The 16,241-nt window shown below is 40.6% G+C and carries 19 protein-coding genes and 2 riboswitches; of the genes, 2 read left to right on the top strand and 17 right to left on the bottom strand.

The annotated features are described in order from the left end of the window. Positions 1 to 132: 132 nt before the first annotated feature. The 8 genes from ACFSY7_RS11960 to ACFSY7_RS11925 form a co-directional block, all read right to left on the bottom strand. Positions 133 to 846, bottom strand: coding sequence for a hypothetical protein (locus ACFSY7_RS11960; RefSeq protein WP_380147991.1), 714 nt, complete (start codon positions 844 to 846; stop codon positions 133 to 135). A 432-nt stretch (positions 847 to 1,278) separates the two neighbouring features. Beyond that, positions 1,279 to 1,659, bottom strand: a complete 381-nt coding sequence (pcaC, locus tag ACFSY7_RS11955; protein WP_139993469.1) for a 4-carboxymuconolactone decarboxylase — start codon at positions 1,657 to 1,659, stop codon at positions 1,279 to 1,281. Between the two features lie 110 nt (positions 1,660 to 1,769). Beyond that, a complete protein-coding gene (rbsB, locus tag ACFSY7_RS11950; protein ID WP_370323632.1) occupies positions 1,770 to 2,693 on the bottom strand; it encodes a ribose ABC transporter substrate-binding protein RbsB in 924 nt (307 codons plus the stop codon). Between the two features lie 14 nt (positions 2,694 to 2,707). Beyond that, the gene (gene rbsC, locus ACFSY7_RS11945; RefSeq protein ID WP_233600628.1) at positions 2,708 to 3,622 is read right to left on the bottom strand and encodes a ribose ABC transporter permease; all 915 of its coding nucleotides are present in this window, start codon (positions 3,620 to 3,622) and stop codon (positions 2,708 to 2,710) included. 7 nt (positions 3,623 to 3,629) lie between these two features. Further along, positions 3,630 to 5,132 carry a sugar ABC transporter ATP-binding protein gene (locus ACFSY7_RS11940; protein ID WP_380147990.1) on the bottom strand — a complete coding sequence of 501 codons (1,503 nt, stop codon included), beginning with the start codon at positions 5,130 to 5,132 and terminating at the stop codon, positions 3,630 to 3,632. Between the two features lie 15 nt (positions 5,133 to 5,147). Next, on the bottom strand, positions 5,148 to 5,540 hold the full coding sequence (rbsD, locus tag ACFSY7_RS11935) for a D-ribose pyranase (protein ID WP_126991905.1): 393 nt from the start codon (positions 5,538 to 5,540) through the stop codon (positions 5,148 to 5,150). 1 nt (position 5,541) lies between these two features. Further along, positions 5,542 to 6,420 carry a ribokinase gene (gene rbsK, locus ACFSY7_RS11930; protein ID WP_380147989.1) on the bottom strand — a complete coding sequence of 293 codons (879 nt, stop codon included), beginning with the start codon at positions 6,418 to 6,420 and terminating at the stop codon, positions 5,542 to 5,544. Next, positions 6,417 to 7,415: a LacI family DNA-binding transcriptional regulator gene (locus tag ACFSY7_RS11925; RefSeq protein ID WP_233600625.1), complete on the bottom strand. Its 999-nt coding sequence runs from the start codon at positions 7,413 to 7,415 to the stop codon at positions 6,417 to 6,419. Before ACFSY7_RS11925 ends, rbsK begins: the two co-directional genes overlap by 4 nt. 290 nt (positions 7,416 to 7,705) lie before the next feature. Between ACFSY7_RS11925 and rpoN the strand changes: the two genes are divergently transcribed. Next, positions 7,706 to 8,965 carry an RNA polymerase factor sigma-54 gene (gene rpoN, locus ACFSY7_RS11920; RefSeq protein WP_126991908.1) on the top strand — a complete coding sequence of 420 codons (1,260 nt, stop codon included), beginning with the start codon at positions 7,706 to 7,708 and terminating at the stop codon, positions 8,963 to 8,965. A 29-nt stretch (positions 8,966 to 8,994) separates the two neighbouring features. Beyond that, a complete protein-coding gene (locus ACFSY7_RS11915) occupies positions 8,995 to 9,459 on the top strand; it encodes a hypothetical protein (RefSeq protein WP_380147988.1) in 465 nt (154 codons plus the stop codon). Between the two features lie 145 nt (positions 9,460 to 9,604). On the opposite strand, the gene ACFSY7_RS11910 is transcribed toward ACFSY7_RS11915, so the two are convergent. The 9 genes from ACFSY7_RS11910 to ACFSY7_RS11870 form a co-directional block, all read right to left on the bottom strand. After that, positions 9,605 to 10,153: a GNAT family N-acetyltransferase gene (locus ACFSY7_RS11910; protein WP_139993463.1), complete on the bottom strand. Its 549-nt coding sequence runs from the start codon at positions 10,151 to 10,153 to the stop codon at positions 9,605 to 9,607. A gap of 45 nt (positions 10,154 to 10,198) precedes the next feature. Then, positions 10,199 to 10,444, bottom strand: a complete 246-nt coding sequence (locus ACFSY7_RS11905; RefSeq protein WP_126991911.1) for an SH3 domain-containing protein — start codon at positions 10,442 to 10,444, stop codon at positions 10,199 to 10,201. Between the two features lie 48 nt (positions 10,445 to 10,492). Further along, a complete protein-coding gene (thiE, locus tag ACFSY7_RS11900; RefSeq protein WP_126991912.1) occupies positions 10,493 to 11,119 on the bottom strand; it encodes a thiamine phosphate synthase in 627 nt (208 codons plus the stop codon). Continuing rightward, on the bottom strand, positions 11,109 to 11,921 hold the full coding sequence (gene thiD / locus ACFSY7_RS11895) for a bifunctional hydroxymethylpyrimidine kinase/phosphomethylpyrimidine kinase (protein WP_380147987.1): 813 nt from the start codon (positions 11,919 to 11,921) through the stop codon (positions 11,109 to 11,111). Before thiD ends, thiE begins: the two co-directional genes overlap by 11 nt. Then, positions 11,918 to 12,652, bottom strand: coding sequence for a hydroxyethylthiazole kinase (thiM, locus tag ACFSY7_RS11890; protein WP_380147986.1), 735 nt, complete (start codon positions 12,650 to 12,652; stop codon positions 11,918 to 11,920). Before thiM ends, thiD begins: the two co-directional genes overlap by 4 nt. Beyond that, positions 12,639 to 13,322 carry a thiaminase II gene (tenA, locus tag ACFSY7_RS11885; protein ID WP_380147985.1) on the bottom strand — a complete coding sequence of 228 codons (684 nt, stop codon included), beginning with the start codon at positions 13,320 to 13,322 and terminating at the stop codon, positions 12,639 to 12,641. Before tenA ends, thiM begins: the two co-directional genes overlap by 14 nt. A 62-nt stretch (positions 13,323 to 13,384) precedes the next feature. Further along, a riboswitch (TPP riboswitch) is annotated at positions 13,385 to 13,483 on the bottom strand. A 49-nt stretch (positions 13,484 to 13,532) separates the two neighbouring features. Beyond that, positions 13,533 to 13,631, bottom strand: a riboswitch (TPP riboswitch). Positions 13,632 to 13,704: 73 nt separating this feature from the next. After that, positions 13,705 to 14,211, bottom strand: coding sequence for an SH3 domain-containing protein (locus ACFSY7_RS11880; RefSeq protein WP_380147984.1), 507 nt, complete (start codon positions 14,209 to 14,211; stop codon positions 13,705 to 13,707). A 12-nt stretch (positions 14,212 to 14,223) separates the two neighbouring features. After that, a complete protein-coding gene (locus ACFSY7_RS11875; RefSeq protein WP_380147983.1) occupies positions 14,224 to 14,928 on the bottom strand; it encodes an SH3 domain-containing protein in 705 nt (234 codons plus the stop codon). A 19-nt stretch (positions 14,929 to 14,947) separates the two neighbouring features. Then, positions 14,948 to 15,655, bottom strand: coding sequence for an SH3 domain-containing protein (locus ACFSY7_RS11870; RefSeq protein WP_380147982.1), 708 nt, complete (start codon positions 15,653 to 15,655; stop codon positions 14,948 to 14,950). Between the last annotated feature and the right edge of the window lie 586 nt (positions 15,656 to 16,241).

Below are 16,241 nucleotides of genomic sequence, written 5' to 3'. Positions count from 1 at the left end.
GTTCTTTTCAACAAATTAGTACTGGCAGAATCATTGGGTTCGCAGAATACCCCTCCTCACTACGTTCCTTGAGGGAGGGGTATTCTGCGAAGAAATGATAAAATATTTTGCTGTGCAATTATCATCACCCTCTTAATCATGTATTTGCTTAGCAATGCATCCATCATGTTTCAAATGAATGATTCCTGGAAAATTTGGCAATTTCCTTCTAAACGGCATAACAAAAACCTCTTTTTGTGTTACACTGTCCGCGATAAAATGAGCAAGTTCTTCAGAAAAATTCGATTGAAGCGGAAAATGGCGCAAGATTTCCTGTGTATTATAATCGACAATGCGCAATCGTCCCTCATAAAACATAAGCTCTAGCGGTCGTCTTAACTGTTGTCGCTGTAATTGTGCAACCACTTCTTTTGTAATCGCAAATTCATAGGTTGATTGCTCATACAATTTAAACAATTGACGACGCTTCCCTGCATGTTTCATTGCCTGTTCATCAAGTGCCACAATCGGCCGTTTATGCGTACAGGCTTCTAGTCGCTTCATTTGTTGCATGAGTGATTGCTCACGCCAAGCATATCCTTCACAAAGCGCTAATAAAAAAAGCATGCTCATCGGTACGAGCCACATAGATATACCAACAAGATAAAATCCAGCTAAGATGACAGCAACTGAAAAAAACAATGCTGGGCGCCTGATTTCATTGTTATAGTAATAGCCCATACCGTGCGCAATGATATTAACTAGTAGACGCCTTTGTTTCGTTAGCTGTTGATGTCTCACAGCATGATGCCCAATGAGCAGTAACACATACAGTACATATCCATATACACCGATTAAAAAAATCATTCACTTCCCCCCTTAGATAAAAGGCTTACTCTACTTATTACCTAAAATTAAGGGAAATATGAGTGTTTTTATATAAAATGATTAAATCGTCACAAGAAAAAGAAGCCTCAAGAGACTTCCTTCGTTCGTTTCTTCTTTACGCGTAGTTCCATTGTCAAAATTAATAGGCATCCTACACTGAGCCAAATAACAATAGATAGAAGAAGCTGATGATCATTCATAGAATGGGTCAGGTAGCTCAATACATGAAAAACAACAACGACAATAATTAAACTAATACTGTTCATTTTTAAATCGGTCATAGTGGCTCACTCCTTCCAAAAAGAACTAAAAAATAAGTTATGTCTATTTTATCATATTTTTCAGAAAATTATTAATCTTTTTGTCTGGAGTGAAAAAAACTTTATACCTTCTTACTCATGGTATAAAAAACTATTTCAGCGCATTCATATCTTCTAATACTTCTTTAGCAATACGAAAACCTTCCTGTGCGGCAGGAGCTCCGCAGTACACGGCTGTTTGCAGCATTACTTCTTTGATTTCTTCTACTGTAACACCATTGTTAATGGCACCGCGTACATGCCCACGCAGCTCCTGTGAACGATTTAGCGCCGTTAGCATGGCTAAATTAATTAAGCTACGATCACGTTTTGTTAAACCTTCACGTCCCCAAATGCCTCCCCAGCATACGTCCGTTATGTAGTGTTGTAAATCCATCGTAAATTCTGTCGCCTGCTCAAATGCACGATCTACAAATTCATCGCCCATCACTTGTCGTCGAATGGCTAAGCCTTTTTCAAATTGCTCTGTCATAAAACACACCTCTTTTTTCATTTTTTTACAGTAATTGTATTATAACAGAAGAAATACGCAAAAAAAAGAGGCTAGGTACAAGACCTAACCTCTTTATAAAAAGCGTTGATTTATTTTTTGATTAATTCTAATTCAACTGGAATATCTTTTTCTACTTTTTCACCATTTAATGATTTGACAGCTGTTTCAATCGCAGTTTCACCAATTTCAGTTGGTTTTTGAGCGATTGTTGCGATCATTTTACCATCTTCAACAGCTTTTACACCATCATCTGTTGCGTCAAAACCAACAACTTTGATGTCTTTACCTGATGCTTCAATAGCTTCGATAGCACCTAAAGCCATTTCATCATTTTGTGCGAAAACACCTTTAATATCAGCGTTTGATTGTAGGATGTTTTCCATTACTGTTAAACCTTCAGCACGATTGAAGTTAGCTGTTTGAGAAGCTACTACATCAAAACCGTCTTTCGCTACTTCTTCAAAGCCAGCACCACGGTCTGTTGCAGCTGATGAACCAGCTACACCTTCAAGTTGAGCAACTTTCGCTCCTTCACCGATTACTTCTTCTAAATATTCAGCGGCCATTTTACCGCCTTCTTTGTTGTCAGAAGCGATATGTGATACAACTTCGCCGCCTTCAGAAGCACGGTCAACTGTAATCACTGGAATATCGGCATTGTTCGCTGATTCAACTGCTGAAGCGACTGCTTTTGAATCTGTTGGGTTGATAATAATTAAATCAACATCTTGTTGAATTAAATCTTCAACGTCTGATGCTTGTTTTGATGCGTTATCTTGTGCATCTACAACGGTTAAGTTCACTTTTTCATCTTTTGCTTCGGCTTTTGCACCGTCAGATAATGTAACGAAGAATGGGTTGTTTAATGTTGAAACAGACATCCCAATTTTGAAATCGCCATCTGATTTTTTTGTATCTTTTGCTTTGTCGTCGCCACCTTGTGACATGGAACAAGCGCCCAATAATAGAGATGATGCAAGTAATGCTGTAACTGATAATTTTTTCATTTTCATAGTGAAATACCCCTTTACGCTGCTTTTTTACGGTCGATTAATACCGCGAATAAAATAACTAACCCTTTGACTACTTGTTGGAAGAATGATGATACACCGATTAAGTTTAGACCATTGTTTAACACACCGATGATTAATGCACCGATTAATGTACCAACGATCCAACCACGGCCACCTGTAAGGCTTGTACCACCTAAAACAACTGCTGCGATTGCATCTAATTCATATGATTGACCTGCAGTAGGCTGAGCAGAATTTAAACGAGACGTTAAAATTAATGCTGCCATTGCAGCTAACATACCTGTTAACGCGTAAACCGCAATTGTTGTACGGTCTACATTAATACCTGATAGACGAGATGCTTCGGCGTTACCACCGATTGCATACACACGACGACCAAATGTTGTTTTACGTAAGATGAAGTACAATACGAAGAATGCTATTAACATCGTTACGACAGGTACTGGAATTCCTAAGAAATACCCTTTACCGAACATTTGGAATGATAAGTGATCGCCTAAACCAGAAATTGGCTTACCATCTGTATAAACAAGTGTTAGACCACGATAAATGGTCATTGTTGCTAATGTAGCGATAAATGGTGCTACTTTACCTTTTGCAATTACAACACCGTTGATTGCACCTAAGATTAAACCAAGGATTAATGCCACACCCATTGCGATGAATGGATCTGTACCACCAGCTAATAAGCTAGCAGCAACGGCACCCGTTAGTGCCAAGGTCGAACCGACAGATAAGTCAATCCCGCCTGTTAAGATAACAAATGTCATCCCGAATGCGATTAACGCACTAATTGAAACTTGACGTAAAACGTTGAAAATATTGTCCGCTGTTAAGAAGCTAGGACTCATAATAGAAATAATAACGACAATAAGTAGTAATCCAAATAACGGTCCTAATTTTTGCATTAGGCCATTAGAAGTTTTGGCTTTGGACAACTTTGTCACCTCCAGTAGCATAATGCATAATTTTTTCTTGTGTCATGTCCTCACCAGCAACCTCGCCAGTGATTTTACCTTCGTGCATCACAAGTACGCGGTCAGACATGCCGATAACTTCTGGTAATTCAGAAGAAATCATTAAGATGGCTACGCCTTGTTCTGCAAGGTCATTCATGATTTGATAAATTTCTTTTTTCGCGCCGATATCAACGCCGCGTGTTGGTTCATCTAAAATTAAAATTTCAGGTTCAATGCCTAACCATTTTGCGATAACTACTTTTTGTTGGTTACCACCGGACAATGATTTGGCAGATAGTTCAGCACTTGGTGTTTTAACGCCAAGCTTTTTCACAAGATTGCCAACAAATGACTTTTCTTTCGAACCACTAATGATGCCTGATTTAGATGTTTTACTAAAGTTGGCCATCGCGATATTTTCTTTAATCGAGAAGTCAACGATCAACCCTTGTGTTTTACGGTCTTCTGTTACAAAGCCGATACCTAATTTTTTAGCTTGACGAGGGTTTTTAATTTTCACAGCGTTTCCGTCAATGAATAATTGACCCTTCGTCATTTTGCGGTAGCCGAAAATTGCTTGCGCTACTTCCGTACGACCCGCCCCCATTAATCCAGCAAGTGCGACAATTTCACCTTTACGGACATTGAAATGAACATCTTCACAGAGGCCTGGACGTGTAAGCCCTTTCACTTCAAGCTTTACATCACCGATGGTTGCGTTGCGTCCTGGGAAGCGTTCACCAAGTTCACGACCAACCATCATCTGAACAATTTCGTCAAATGTCGTATCTTTAATCGTACGAACACCGACATACTCACCGTCACGTAAAATCGTAATGCGGTCACAAATCGCGAAAATTTCTTCCATACGGTGAGAAATGTAAACGAATGATACCCCTTCTGATTTTAGCTTGCGAATTGTTTTAAATAATGTTTGAATTTCACGGTCTGTTAACGCAGCCGTCGGTTCATCCATGATGATAACATTTGCTTTTGTTTCCATCGCTTTGGCGATTTCAATAATTTGCTGTTTACCGACTGACAATGAACCTGCTGGTGTACGCACATCAATGTCTAAACCTAATTGGTTTAAAATACGTTTTGCCTCTTTATTCATTTCTTTGTTTTTCATAATCCCCATACCAATTGTTTGCTCATTACCTAAAAATAAGTTTTCAGCAACCGTTAAGTCCGGTAAAATGTTTAACTCTTGGTGGATAACGGCAATCCCTTTTGCTTCTGCCTCTTTTGGTGATTTGAAGTGAACTTCTTCACCATCGACTTTAATGACGCCGTTATCACGCTCGTAAATCCCCGTTAGAATTTTCATCATCGTTGATTTACCCGCACCATTTTCGCCCATTAGCGCGTGGATTTCTCCATCTGCTAACTGGAATTGGACGTCTTTCAAAACAACATTCCCACTGAATGCTTTTTGAATGCCCGACATTTCAATCATGCACGTTTCCTCCTTTTAAAAAATGACACCTGATTGCAATAAGATATTGGCATACGGCGTAGCCTCACCCGTACGAATAATGACTTTCGCTTTTGCAGATAGCGCTTTCAATTGTTCATGTGAAACCTCTTCAAATGCTGTATCTACTATGTCATGCACCGCTTTGTAAAGGGGTGCATTTTGTGATGCCATTTCAGTGGCGATAATTGCTTTTTCTGTTTTGTAGTCTGCTAAAACAACTTCTAAAATCGCCATGAAGCCCGGCTCTCCAATTTTGTAAGCGAGATCGATGCATGTAACACCATCTGGAATCGGTAACCCGCAGTCTGCAATCATAATTTGATCTGTGTGACCAATACGTGCAAAAATCCCGGCTAGTTCACGATTTAAAATACCTTGTTTTTTCATGTTACTGTGCGCCTCCTAAGCGTTTAAGCACTGCTTCTTGCTGTGGCATACCGCCTTGTGCACCAAATTTTTCAACTGATAATGATGCCGCGACATTCGCAAATTCAACTGCCTCTGACAACGATTGATTTGTCGTTAGTGCATGCGCTAAAGCACCATTAAATGTATCACCCGCACCTGTTGTATCAACAGCTTTTGTTTTAAAGCCTTTAACAAACACATGTTGTGTACCATCATAGTAGCGTGCCCCGTCTGCACCTAATGTAACGATTAATTGATTCGGGAAGCGTTCTAAAGCGCTCTCTACATCAACGCCGAAAATATCAGCACATTCTGTTTCATTTGGTGTGAAGTAAGCAACGCGCTCCATCCATTCTGCTTTAAAATTCTCAGCAGGCGCTGGATTTAATAACACACGTGTATGTAATTCTTCACAAACGGACAGCGCATACTCTACTGTATCTTGTGGAATTTCTAGCTGCATAACGACTAAATCACTTTTAGCGATTAATGTACGTGCTGCATCGATTGATTCGCGCGATACATCTGCGTTCGCTCCTGGTACCACGATAATGCGGTTATCATTATCAAATAATGTAATGTTCGCAATACCTGTTGCTGTCTCTGTTGTACGAACGAATGTATCGTCAATCTTCTCTTGTTGTAAAATCGTACGCAATTCGTTACCAAATGCGTCTTGACCAAGCGCACCAACCATATGTACATGGCTGCCTAAACGGGCAACTGCAACAGCTTGGTTTGCTCCTTTACCGCCTGGAACGGTATGGAACCCTCGTCCAAAAACCGTTTCTCCTTGCTTTGGAAAAACAGTCGTTTCAACGACGATATCCATATTAATACTACCGATTACTGTAATCATAATTCCGTTCCTTTCGTTGTTGAATTTCGAACGACGAGCTTCGGCGGAAATACAACGCGCTTCGCTGTCATTTTTTGTCCTTCAATTAATGCAATTAATAATTCTGTTGCACGCTCTCCCATTAAGGAAATCGGCTGCGCAATCGTTGTTAGCTCTGGCGATAGCAATGTACCGATATTAATACCGTCATAACCAACAAGTGATACATCCTTTGGAATGTGTATCCCTAGTGATTCAGCTGCTTTCATTACACCGATTGCCGATGCATCGCTTGACGCAAACACCGCATCATAATCCCTTGTGTGTTGCAACTGCTGAAGGGTCACCTTTTTAGCTGACTCAAAATCAAAAGGGCTCACAATCGTATCGTACTGTATGGTTGGATGTTGCTTCATGATTTCTTCAAAGCCGCGCATCCGATCATTTGCGACATCAATATCAAGTGGCCCGCGCACACATAAAATGCGTTTGACGTTTTGCTCGACCAAATAATTAGCGACAAGCTGTCCACCTAATACATTATCCGATGTCACTGTTGGAATCGCTTCTGATAAATTACGATCAAGTGCGACAATAGGTACATCTAGTTTCTTATAGAAATCTGCTTCGATATGGTTTGTAGTTACGATAAATCCTGCCGCATAATTTTGTTGCAGCGAGCGGATATAATGTTTTTCTTTTTCACTCGTTTCGCCCGCATTGCACAACACCACTGTATAGCCATGCTCATAAGCTGTACGTTCAACCGCACGTGCTAGTTCAGGGAAAAAAGGGTTTGTAATATCTGGTACAAGCAAACCAAGTAAATTCGTTTGCTTCGTCGTTAGCGAGCGTGCTAATTGATTTGGTGCATAATTTAATGTAGTAATTGCCTTCTCAATTATCTGCTTCGCATCATTACTTACATAGCCTTTATTATTCAAATGTCTAGAAACAGTCGCTACAGAAACTCCTGCCTCTTTTGCGACATCACGAATTGTTGCCAATGCATTCACCTCAAAACGATCTGTTATGTAACCGGTTCCATGTGTAACCGATTACACATAATATAATGCACGAATTTTATCAAGTCAACACATTTTTTTATTAGGTTATACTATTTTCAACTGTTACATGACTTAAAGAGTGTTATAAAACAGCACATTGACGCTTTTTTGTAGCAAATCGGGTAATGATTTGTCCCACCAAAAAAATTTTTTTAGGTCATGTAATATCCCTCAATGCAGAAAAATGGTATGATATAGAAAATAGTTTCTTAAAAGAGAAAAAAGAAGGTGTTTGACATATGAAGATGAGTTTATCGCAAAAACAACAATTAAAATTATATATGACCACACAATTGCGCCAATCCATTGAATTACTACAGTATTCACACGAAGATTTAGTTGAATTCGTACGTGAACAGGCATTAGAAAACCCTTTAATTGAATTAGAAGAAACCACTTCAAGTTATCAAAAATCTACAACGGGATTTGATGATGTGTTACCATCCGTTGCAGGCGAGACAGATTACCGGGATGAACTGTTACAATTGCTACACTGTGAAGTGAAAGAACAGCGATTACTCTATGCATGCTTAACAATTGTTCACAACTTAGATGACAATGGCTATTTGTCACGCGATGCCATCGCCGCCTATCAGATTCCGGAAGCGTTATTACAAGCAGCAATTCAAGAATTACAGCAGCATGGTCCGCCTGGAATTGCGGCCTTTGATTTACGCCACTGTTTATTACTACAATTAGAAGCACTCGAGCCGCGCCAAATCGTTGCCGAAAAAATTGTTACTTCTCATTTAGAGGATGTCGCAAATAGTGCCTTCGAAAAAATTACGCAGGCGCTTCATATCACGCCTCATTCACTGCGCCGTGCCATTCGAAAAATTCAAGCACTCGAGCCAAAGCCATGTCGTTCGCTTTTTAGTCGTCCTGCAACGACGATTACGCCTGATGCGACGGTGATGCTAAGTGATGAAGGCTTTACATTCCAATTAAATACAGCTGGCATGCCAAAAATTTCTCTTTCTACTGCCTATGATGCCTTTTTTGAACATCAGGAAGCAGCAGAATTTTTAAAAATGCAGTTTAAGCGCTATGAATGGTTACTACATAGTTTAAATCAACGTCAAAGCACATTAACGCGTCTTTTAGAGGCCGTCGTTGCACATCAGCAGCCCTTTTTCTATCAAGGTTATATTGCGCTAAGACCGCTATTATTAAAAGATATTGCCGCACAATTGGGCGTGCATGAGTCTACCGTTAGTCGCGCTACTAAAAATAAATGGCTAGCAACACCTTTTGGCACAATTGCGCTACGCTCATTGTTTACCAATGCGGTATCTGAAGACGGAGCCTCTCAAACATCGATTAAAGTGCATATTCAAAATTTAATTAATACAGAAAATAAAACCCGCCCATTATCAGACCAAAAAATTACTGATTTATTAATGGCGAAAGAAAATATTACGCTTGCACGTCGTACAGTGGCGAAGTACCGCGATGAGCTTTCAATCCCAAGTGCCTCGAAAAGAAAGTGTCTTATCTGATATACTTAATGTATAAGGAGGTCATCTAAATGAACAAATACATTTTTTCTACTGTGAGTTTCATCTTATTTTTTGCTGTAGCCCTTTATGGAACCGTTCATTTTCATGAGCTACCTCCATTTGTATACAGCGCACTCTTTAATGATTGGCAAACGCGTGAATTGGTCTTTTTACCACTTGTCGCAGGCATTGTACTGTGGAGCTTTCTTCATCTATTGGCAACACATCCAGAATGGCATGAATTTTCCGATAAATATTCTGAAAATAAAGAATTATCTTTTAAAAATTCTTCTACTGTGTTACATGTGCTGAAAAATGCTGTGTGTATCGTCTTAACACTCAAAACTTATGTAGATATTTATCATATCCTTCACCCAACTGCACCCGTTATGACAGGCACTACGTTAGTCAGCATCGCCTTTTTATTACTTAGTTCGTTACTCACTGTCTATTTCATCCGAACACATCATAAATTTTTGCATTATTCAAAATAAAAAAGTGACTGAGATACAACACGGCATGCTCCTTTTTTAGCGTTCGCAATGAAAAACTGGAACCGCACTACAGCGCGATTCCGGTTTTTCTTATGCTCATATGAGATGTTACTTTTACATGTATGTCAAAGCCTCTTTTTTCTCATTATAATCCTTCAATATGTCGCTTCACAGAGGCCCATTCATCGTCAATAATGCTATAAACGGCACTATTACGAATCGCACCATCTGCTCCGAATTTATGTTTACGTAAAATCCCCTCAAATGTCGCGCCAATACGCACAATCGCATTGCGTGAACGCATGTTCCGTTCATCTGCCATAATTTGTACCCGCTTCATTCCCCACTGCTCAAATGCATAACAAAACATTAAAAGCTTCATATTCGTATTAATAGCGCTACGCCACACAATCGGATTCAGCCATGTGTAGCCAATTTCCACACTCCCAAAATCCTCATCAATCGTGTAAAAACGTGTGGCACCAACAATTTGATTATGTACCTTTGAAAAGACAGCAAATGCCTGCTGATCTTGTGCTTGTAACGCCATATTAATATAGTGTGTAGCATCCGCCAACGAACGAATGCGCGGCTGCGTCATTTCCCAAATTCTCTCGTCATTTGCAGCATGTACTAAAGCCTCCGCATGTTGCTGTGTCAGCGGCTCTAAACGTACAATATCATTTTCTAGCATATGAAAAACCCCCTTTGTATTGTAAGTATACGCGGAGGGCTTCAATTAAGAAAGTTCTTGTAAGTATAATTTATTTACATAGCCAATCTGGTGGTGAAATTGCACTTTGCACCACGCACCTGCCGTACAAAATACGCCGACGACTTCATCCTTTTCTAAATAACCTAATGCTTCATAGCCGGTTCCTGGACCACTGCGAACATAGACAGGATTTTTCGCTACATAGTTTGTCATAAGCTGTTCTTTAAAACAGTCTGTCACAATGTCTGATAACGTTTGCCTATTAGCCATTTAAATCCTCCTAGATTTACGTCATTAAGAAATAGACGCAATAGGACATTAAATAGTTTCACCTTTTAATTGTTTAACGGTTTGCTGTATGTCTGAGCTGTGACAAATTGCTGAAATAACGGCTACCCCGTCCACACCCGTTGCTAAAACAGGCGCTACATTCGATGCTTCAATACCGCCAATCGCAACAATCGGACATTCAGGAAATTGCTCGTGCATGGCTTTTGGAAATGCTGTATGACAGGGTACTTTGGCATCCGCTTTTGAAGACGTGGCATAAATAGGTCCAATGCCGACATACGCACAGCCCCCATCAATCGCCGTAGCCATTTCATCAGCCGTATGCACCGATACTCCGATAAAACCTTTAAATTGTGCTTTTGCAATTTGTAGCTGTGCATCATCCTGGCCGATATGAAGACCATCCGCTTCTAGTAAAACAGCGAGGGCCACATCATCATTAATGACAAACGGCACATTATACTGTGTACATAAAGCCTGACATTGCCTTGCAAATTGAATATACGCCTCCCCCTTCAGCGCATAAGAACCTTTTTCCCGGAGCTGAAACATCGTAATACCCGCAGCAAGTGCCTCTTCTAGCGTTTGTAGAGGTGCCTTCACACAATTTTCCGTTCCCATAATAAAATATACCGCTAAATCACTACGCTTCATCGACGAACACCTCACAGTCATAGCGATTATAGGCAAAATGATTGGTCGGTCCATGACCATGTCCAATGCCTAGCGGATGTACGATAGCAGCTTGAATAAAGCGTTTCGCTTCAATAATGGCTTCCTTTAGCTCTTGTCCATTCGCTAGCCCTGCTGTAATGGCTGCTGAAAACGTGCAGCCTGTGCCATGCGTGGCCTTCGTATCAATACGTGGCGTCGTCATCGTAAAAACAGAGCCATCTTCTAAAAACACTGTATCTACCGCATCCACTCCGCTTAAATGACCACCCTTCATGACAATATTTTTTGCACCAAGCGCCATTAATCGCTGTGCTGCTTGTGCTACATCACTAGCTGTAGTGATCGTCATACCAGCGAGCACCTCTGCCTCTGGAATATTTGGTGTACAAACTGTCGCGACCGGCAATAAAACTTCCTTCATTGTTTGAACAGCCTGTTGCGCTAATAATGTCGCGCCGCCTTTCGCAATCATCACGGGATCGACGACAAGTGGGATATGTTGCTGTTGCATAGTTGCTGCCACCACGTCAATAATAGCGGGTGAAAATAGCATGCCCGTTTTCGCGGCTGTTATCTCAAAATCTTCAAATAATGCATGCAACTGTGCTGCAACAAATGCGGGCTCTGCTGCCATAATATCATGCACACCAAGTGTATTTTGTGCCGTCAATGCCGTAATCGCCGACGTGCCAAAGACGCCTAACTCCTGAAATGTTTTTAAGTCGGCTTGAATCCCTGCTCCGCCACCGCTATCTGATCCTGCAATTGTTAATGCAATCATGCTAATCCCTCCGAAATATGATGTAAGGCATCTAAAAAGCCCATTTGAAATGAGCCCGTTGCTTTAGGTCCGACGATGGTAGCCGCCTGCTTATACTGTTGTAATGTTTCCAAAAGAGAAGCTTCTGCACCAAGTGTTGCTGCACATACTGCACTAAGTAAGCAGCCAGTTCCTGTAACAAAGGTTGCTTCGACAACGCCCCCAGAAATACGATAAACCTTCCCTTGCTCGATTAAAACATCAGTTGCACCGGTAATAATGACGGCACATTGATAATCTTTTGCGAACTTGGATGCTGCTGCAATGACATCCATATTCCCCTCACCACTATCCACACCCTTTGCCTGCCACTGGGCGCCTGTAAGAGCCGCTAATTCTCCAGCATTACAACGCAATAAATCAATGTTCACTTGCGCTAAAAGTTGCTTTACAAACTGTTTGCGAAATGGCGTAGCGCCAACACCTACTGGGTCGAGTACAACTGGAACTTGTTGCGTATTTGCTGCTTTTCCAGCAGTCACCATCGCCTCCATCGTGCGCTCATTTAATGTGCCAATATTAAGTAATAATGCATCACTTACACGTACCATATCCGCTACCTCCTCGACGGCATCCGCCATCACAGGAGAAGCACCCATCGCAAGCAACCCATTTGCCGTAAAATTCGCTACGACATAGTTCGTTATACAATGGACAAGCGGTGCTTTTTTTCGAATATTAACGAGTGACATAGCGCATAACCTCCTGCTCCCAGTTTTCAGCCGTCCATGGCATTTCCCAGAACTTCCACTCATAGTAGCAGCTCTTTTTAAAATGCTGCTTAAATAATGAGATTTTATGCGGTTGCTGTTGTGCATAGTGATTCATTAACGCTAATTGTTGCTTAATATTCTCGTTCATATCGTCAGAGCTATAAAGCGCAAGCCACTGTTCATACAGCGCGACGCCTGGCTTCGCATCTTTAAAACGATTGCCAATTTCTAAATAGAGCCATGGACATGGGAACATCGCTGCGAATGCTTCTGCCGCATCTCCGTTATAGGCCGCATTGTACATATGACTCACATAGTTATACGCAGATGGCGAAGGTTCAAACGCTTCAAGTTCCGCGTCCGTTACACCTAACTCATGGAACGTTAGACGATGCATCTCAAGTTCTGCAAGTTGAATATTTTGCGCTGCTTGCAAATAATAGAGCGTCTCGTCCGCTTCTGTCGCCTTCGATGCAGCAATGGCCAATACCTTCGTATAGTGTTTTAAATAGAAGGCATCTTGTAGCATATAATACTTAAATTTCTCCAGTGGTAATGTACCGTCCACAATGCCTTGCACAAATGGATGCTCAAAGCTTGCCTCAAAATAAAGTGCATTTTCTTGTCTTACTTCGTCACAAAATGTCATTAAAAAGTCCTCCTCTTGGATGGACGTAGGCAAAAAAAAAGCACGCATCCGAAATAGGAGCGCGCTTTTAAAAAATTGCTCCCTACGTCAGTGTTAACTGTCAGGTTCTAAGGGTCAGGTTTTAACCTTCTCAACACAAATGTGTCCCCCCGCAAATTAAAATAGTGCAATAAAAAAACTCTCCATGACGGAGAGCAAATGTACACAGTAATGATTACGTACATTGCTCCCTACGCCCGTATTAACGGACAGGTTCTAAGGGTCAGGCTTTAACCTTCTCAACACATACGTGTCCCCCTGCAATAATTTTAATTATCCTTAGTATAGCATACATTCCAAAAAACGCCATAAAAAATCGGGGCATGATACCCCGCAAAGTTGCTTAGTGATAAATATATGTGTAAGCTGAGCTCACATACCCAACTTTTCCTTTATAATAAATTTTGTACCAAAAACCATCACGGAAATCGATCACTTTAAATGCTGCACGAGATGGCATTTTACCAATAATTTTATACCCTGTGCTTGGTCCAGAACGCATATTAAGATTCACACCTTTTGCCGTTGTCACAAAGCCTGTTCCCATATGAATTGGCTCTTTTGCGACATACGCTTTATGCACATAACGTTTTGTACCTTTATATGAAATTTGATACCATGTTGTCGCATAGCTTCGAAGCACTTGAATGGCATCATTTTCATTAAATTGCCCAACAACGCGGTATTTCTTACTTGGTCCTGTACGGATATTTAAATGATCCGTTGTTGAATACATCGTACTAATTGCTTGCGCGTGTTGAACAGTTGAGGGTTGCGCGGCATATGTTAGCCCAAATGCCGACTCTGCTAAACCTGCTGCAATTGTCCACTTTACCCATTTTGATGTCATGATGTCTCACCCCTATTTTTTCGTTACATAAGCGGCTGATACATAACCAATTTCCCCACGGTGATACACTTGATACCATTTCGATGTTGTTTTTTCTAATACTTGTACGCGGTCTTTATTATATAAGGCCCCCACTTGTCGATAGCCGACACCTGGCCCTGTTCGTACAGTCAGTGTATCATCTGCCGGCACACGCACCATATACCACGGAGGCGCTACCGTATATCCCTTATTCACAAAGCCAAACTGTCCTTTATACCAAACCTGTAGCCAGTTGCCAAATGACTTCGTACTTGTTACATAGAGTGGCTTTGTATGCGCTACCGCACCAATCACTTTATAGCCGACACCTGGCCCTGTTCGCATATTTAGTGTATCTCCCGGTGTATAGACCTTCACAGCTTTTACGAAATAGGGCGTTACGCTAACATATTCTTTTTGGACATATCCTTTTTGGCTGTCAATGTGCACCTCATAATAATCACGATTATATGACTTTAAAATATGCACGGGGTTATTTAGTGTATAGGTTCCTACCACTTTACTTGTAATGGCTGGCTTTTCAAATGCTTTTAAGCCATTGTATTGTGCATATTTTATCGTTATTTGCTGTACTGCTTGTGCCATAAATTGTGGCTCTGCTAGTACACTCACCCCCAGAGCTGAAAATGCGAAACCCGCTGCCATCAACCATTTTTTTAAAAGGGCTCTGGCCATCACTACTCCTCCTCACGATTTAGTATGGGAAAGGGGTTAAATATTTTGCATTAACATAGCCAATTTTGCCATCTGCATATGCCACTGCAAACCATCTACTACTCTCGACATTTACTGCGTATAGCACCTCATAGTCTGTCAAAGTACGAATCTTTGTATAGGTTGAGCCTGGCCCTGTTCGAAGATAAAGCTTCACGCCTTCTGTTTGAACACTATACGCTGGCAAACGTTCTAAATACGCGGCTGATACATAGCCTACTCGGCTTCCACCACTCCAAATACGGTACCATTTAGAATTCGTTTTATTCAGCATCGCTGCAATAGAGCCGCCTGATTTTTTGAATAAAATGCTATACGACGTGCCTGGTCCACTGCGCACATTTAAATTAGCCCCTCCGGTATTCACCGTATAATATTCTTGTACATTTGGTTGTGACGCAATCCAACTATTCGATACATACGCTGTTTTGCCTTTATATGAAATTTTTGACCATGCGCTATTGTATTTACTAATGACAGAAATCGGATCATTAAATGTTAATTGCCCTAATACACGATATCCTGTCCCTGGTCCACTTCGTACATTCACACCATCTGTAATTGAGAACATTGTATATGCCGCCTGCGCTACTTCTACATTAGATGAAGGAGATGCTACAGCTCCTAATCCAAATGCCGATGTTGCCAAACTTGCCGCCAGAGTCCATTTCACTAATTTTGATTTCATGCTAGTCACCTCATTGTAGTATTTTTGACAATACGTTGCATTCGCATGACCGAGTGTGACGTCATATCAACTATAGTACTTGAGTTTTTTTAAAGACTCTCTCTACCTAATCATTTGTTATAACCCACGCTCGCTCAAACTGCTTTTTCCGTCCCTTACACAACTAATCCTATGCACAACTGTTGCACTAACTGAACAAACATCATCTTTTTAACTACACTCCTATTTCCTTGAACTATCCCGCACACTGTTTATTCTTTCTATGCCAAAAAACTAATCGATGCACTGTCTATTTACATACTATTATGTCTTAAATTTTTAGAAAAATCAATCTTTTTATGAGTTTTAGTCTATAAAAGCATATTTCTTATTATTTTTTAATTTTCAAATAGGGACTTATGAATCTCTGTTTTTCTATATTAAACATCTTTGTACTTTTGAATAACAGTTCATATTAATTTCAAAAAGCCTATAAAAAAAGAGAGGCTGGGACAAAACCCTAGTCAATAAGAAAAGACATTCACGATTTTATTCAAATCATGAATGTCTTTTTTATCTGCTTGTCAGCCGTTGTTCATCGTTTCGG

This window comes from Kurthia populi (genome assembly GCF_042686175.1).
GTDB lineage: Bacteria > Bacillota > Bacilli > Bacillales_A > Planococcaceae > Kurthia > Kurthia populi.
Note: the sequence above shows the minus strand (reverse complement) of the source record. Positions and strands in the feature narration are given on the sequence as shown.